Consider the following 3898-nt stretch of genomic DNA (forward strand, 5'->3'; position numbering starts at 1 on the left):
GCGCGCAGCGCCAGCCTTGAGCCCGCTCGATCACCGGTCTACTTCAACACAGTTGCTCCCCGGGGAGCGATGCACTATTGCCCCCGTCGCCTTGCCGATAACTGATGCCGCGGTCCGGTTGGGCCGCTCACATCACCGCAAGACTTGGCGCACAGACCCCGGGCGCCAGGACCACACGATTTCGCCATACGCCGATCGCACCGGTCGAGTGCGCGAGGTCTTCGCTCACGGCTCTCCGCCCTGCGAAGCTCTTCGCGCCGATGTAACCTGCGTCCACCGCCGCCCGGCCCGCGTGTCGTGACGATCGCGATACCCCCCTCTTGCTTGGGCCGGGTTGCCGCGACACATACGCGATTTCCGAATTTCGGTAAAGCGGAATATTTTGGATGGCGCACGTTGACCCACGGCTTGGTGTTTCGCCCCGCCGGCAACGCGATATCATGTAGCCTGGATGGAGCGCAGCGTAATCCGGGATTCCATCCGCTCCCGGATTACGGTTCGCTCCGTCCGGGCTGCCGCCGTTATCGCGCGTGACTGCTTCAACATCGTCCTTGCGCTTGCAATGACGCAGGCGGCGACAACGGCGATCTTCAGCTCACAATGTATGCCGCAAAAAGAACGACCCGCCGCTCGATGAAGCGGCGGGTCCTTGCAACGAAGCCCGATTCGCTACCAGTTGCGATAGCTGCCGGTCAGCGTGCCGTTGTTGTTGCCGTCAGGACCGACATCGCCCTGCGTTGAGCTCGGGGTCGGATGGCGGGTGCCGTTGTACGCGCCATATGGTCCGGCGACATCCGGATAGTACGCGCGCGGCTGAACCGGTTCGTAGGCGGGGGCGGTGCGGTCCCAACCCACGCGCGGCCCATTCCAGTCGTAGCCCTGCGCCGATGCGGCTGTTGCGCCTGCGACGAGCGATGCCGTGACCAGGCAGAGGAGTTTTGACTTGTTCTGCATTGAAGATGCTCCTTGCTTGTGTCGGGGCCAACGGTTGCAATGCGGGAGCGTTCCGGACGTATTGGCCGGGGAGCGATCAACTCCGATCAACTGGTTATGAATCGCGTGCCGCGGAACGAAGTCGCTGAAATGGGACGGAAATTCCAGGCGTTCTGCCGCACCATGTTCCCCATTAATCCCGTGGCTTAACCAATAATTAATTATACGTTTGCTGGCGGGCGACAGCCCGGCCTAGCGTGTGGTGGGGGAGCCGCGACCCGCGAAGCCAAACGAGTTGGTGCGTATCATGATGTCGAGATCACAAGGGGCGCTATTCGCCTCGCTCAGCGCAGCCGCGCTGCTCCTTAGCCCCAGCGACAGTTTTGCCAGGCCCGGTGGCGCCGCGCCGCACGGGCTGGCCGCCGCGCCTCCAAATGCAATGGCGCGTGCGCCGATCGGGCCTGGCGCCCGGTTCCACCGGCGCGGCAATCCCTGGGTCTATTGGCCGGGTGGCGGCGGGTTCTTCTACGACGGTGCGACGTATAGCCAACCTTTCGGCGAGGCGGCTCAGTCGTTCTCCAGCGATGTGCGCTATACCTATACGTATGACGTTCCCTGGGATTGGGCGCACCGCTTTCCGCCGAATGTCGTGCCGTCCGACCGGCCCTATGTGCCGAGCTGCCCGACGGAGCAGGTGACGGTGCCCGGCCGCGGCGGCGGCGAGCACACCGTCAACATCATGCGCTGCTACTGAGCTAGGCCGTGTACTCATAAAGCAATGTCGGCTCCTGAGGGCCGAGCGGAAGGGTCCGCTCGGTGAGACATAGCGGACTAGATTCGCTACCCCGAGTTCTCCGCATCTTGACCCCAAATCGAAGTCGGACTTGCGGAGCCGCGCGTCCATTGCCAGCGGAGCTTGCCCACGCTCTTGGGACCGTTCCTATGCGGCGCGAACGTAGCCGTAGCGCAGGTTCGATGGTTGCTTCGAAGCTTGCGTGTACTCGTTCTTGAGTGCCGCGAGGCGGTCCTCGGAAAAGGCCGGCATCCTGGTATTCTCGGCCGCCTTCAGCTTGATCTTGTAGAATCTGGTTGCGTTGCCCGCGAAGATCAGCTGCTTGGTAGCGCTGTTGGCGTCGCCAAGCGCCGCAAACCCGTACTTCTTCTGCATATCCTCCGGGATTTCGAGCCGGCGCAGCGCCTCGATCTGCCACTGTGGTGAACCGTACCAGACCGAGTCGGTGCCCCACATGACGTGGTCAACACCCATCCCCTTTATCAGCGTGCCAATGAGCGCGGCGCAGAACTTCGGATGCGCCACCGCCGAGTTGGCAAAGGACGTGCCGAGCTCGGCATAGACGTTGGTGACGCCGAACTTCTGCGGGATTTCCGCGAGATCGGTAGCCCACTGGATACGGCCGGTCTGCTCGAAATCCGCCCACGCACGATCGGGTAGCTCGAGGAACGGCCGCAGCGCCGAATGATAGATCACGAAGTTCATCTGCGGCCAATCTTTCGCGGCTTTTCCGATGTCCCACGCCGTTGCATATTCCCAGACGCCGGCGAACGACTTCTCGTAATCGGGCGGCAGCAACCCCTTGTGGATGCACAGCGTGTTGATGCCGGCCTTCACTGCTTTCTCGTAGAACGGATACATCACCTGCTCGTCGTCGAGCCGCCATGGGAACTTCGAGGGCGCCAGCGGATCACCAATCGTGTAGGACTTCCAGGAATCCGGTTTGTAGACCTCGATCGCCTTGTCCACCTCGTCCATCCAGCCGGGTTGCTTGGGGGTGATGACGCTATGCGCCAGCAGGCGGCGCGAACCGGCGAAGTCGTTGATCAGTTCTCGCGCCTTGACGATCTGCTCATTGGATAGCAGCCACCAACTCGGGTCGTCGAAGGGCGCGCCGCTCAGGAGCGCCATGTTGGTGTCGCTGTCGTAGTAGATCTCTTTCACATAGTTCTGGAACTTGTAGCGGGCGAGCGAGGAGACGCCTTCCTCCTTCATCTTCGGATTCCAGTGCTGGCTCGCAAAGTCCGCCAGCCCCAACAGTTCCTTGTGGTCGAAGTCGTCCCGCACGAAATGAGTCTGGACATCGAAGATGAATTGGCCTGCAAGGCTTTGCGCGCGGGCCAGCATCAGCTCGGGCTCGCGGGCTTCAGCGGGCGCGACCTGGAAAACATTGCCGTAGATGTCGTTCATGGCGAGGAACGCTGCCGCCATGCCGCAGCTCGTGTGCAAGAACTGCCTGCGGCTCAAGCCGAGATGCCTGCCGTTGACATCAGCGAGCTCGTTGATCCGTGCCTCGACTTTCTTTTGCGTATCGCTCTGCGGGGGCGGGAGATACTCGCCATTGGAGACAATCTGGGTCGGGATAGGCGTTGCCGCCGATGCCGCCTCCGCGCCCGCGACGAGACGCTGTTCTCGCTCACTAAGCCAGGTGCTCATTGTTGTCCTCCCGTTTGTTGGCCGTCGACCGCGCTAGGTGCGCGCATGAGGCGCGTGTGGCTACTCCCAATCAGTTGGCAGGACCGACTAGGCGTACCTCTCCGGTTCAGCTACGCATGAAGCCATCACGCGCCCAAAGCCTAGGCGAATCTCTGCATCGCTTCATCCTGCGAGAGCGCAGGCATACCCGAGAAACCACTTGCAGTTATGGGTATCATCGCTGATTCAATGCTCAAACTTCTACTCGCGCAAGCGATGTGATTCGACAGTCACGCTGTCCCAACGCCGCATCATTCTTTCATCTGATCGTTTTCAGCTGGAGTAAAAGACTCGTTGCTCAAATGGACTGCGTCGGCTCATGACCGATTCCGTTGAAAAAGGCCGGCAGTATTTCGTTGTAATAGCTCCGTCGCGACGTGGCCGGAACTGCTCTTACTGACCCTATGCGAGCGTCGGGGTGGGCATCGGGATCAGCTTGGCCATCTTTCGAAGGTTTTGGGCGGTGGCTGCGAGGAT

3 protein-coding genes are annotated in these 3898 nt (G+C 61.4%); 1 reads left to right on the forward strand and 2 read right to left on the reverse strand.

Going from position 1 to position 3898, the window contains the following annotated elements; all coding sequences use genetic code 11:
* Nucleotides 1–669 precede the first annotated feature (669 nt).
* Complete coding sequence (locus IVA96_RS14670; protein WP_247275622.1) at nt 670–954, reverse strand: hypothetical protein; 285 nt, start codon at nt 952–954, stop codon at nt 670–672.
* Between the two features lie 286 nt (nt 955–1240).
* On the opposite strand from IVA96_RS14670, the gene IVA96_RS14675 reads away from it, so the two are divergent.
* Nucleotides 1241–1687 carry a hypothetical protein gene (locus tag IVA96_RS14675; protein WP_247275621.1) on the forward strand — a complete coding sequence of 149 codons (447 nt, stop codon included), beginning with the start codon at nt 1241–1243 and terminating at the stop codon, nt 1685–1687.
* 186 nt (nt 1688–1873) lie between these two features.
* On the opposite strand, the gene IVA96_RS14680 is transcribed toward IVA96_RS14675, so the two are convergent.
* Complete coding sequence (locus tag IVA96_RS14680) at nt 1874–3382, reverse strand: amidohydrolase family protein (RefSeq protein WP_247275620.1); 1509 nt, start codon at nt 3380–3382, stop codon at nt 1874–1876.
* Nucleotides 3383–3898: the final 516 nt, after the last annotated feature.

The organism is Bradyrhizobium sp. 159 (assembly GCF_023073795.1).
GTDB lineage: Bacteria > Pseudomonadota > Alphaproteobacteria > Rhizobiales > Xanthobacteraceae > Bradyrhizobium.

Coding starts and splice junctions, on each gene's coding strand:
- IVA96_RS14680 (WP_247275620.1), bottom strand. CDS start 3,382: ATGAGCACCTGGCTTAGTGAGCGAGAACAGCGTCTCGTCGCGGGCGCG.
- IVA96_RS14670 (WP_247275622.1), bottom strand. CDS start 954: ATGCAGAACAAGTCAAAACTCCTCTGCCTGGTCACGGCATCGCTCGTC.
- IVA96_RS14675 (WP_247275621.1), top strand. CDS start 1,241: ATGATGTCGAGATCACAAGGGGCGCTATTCGCCTCGCTCAGCGCAGCC.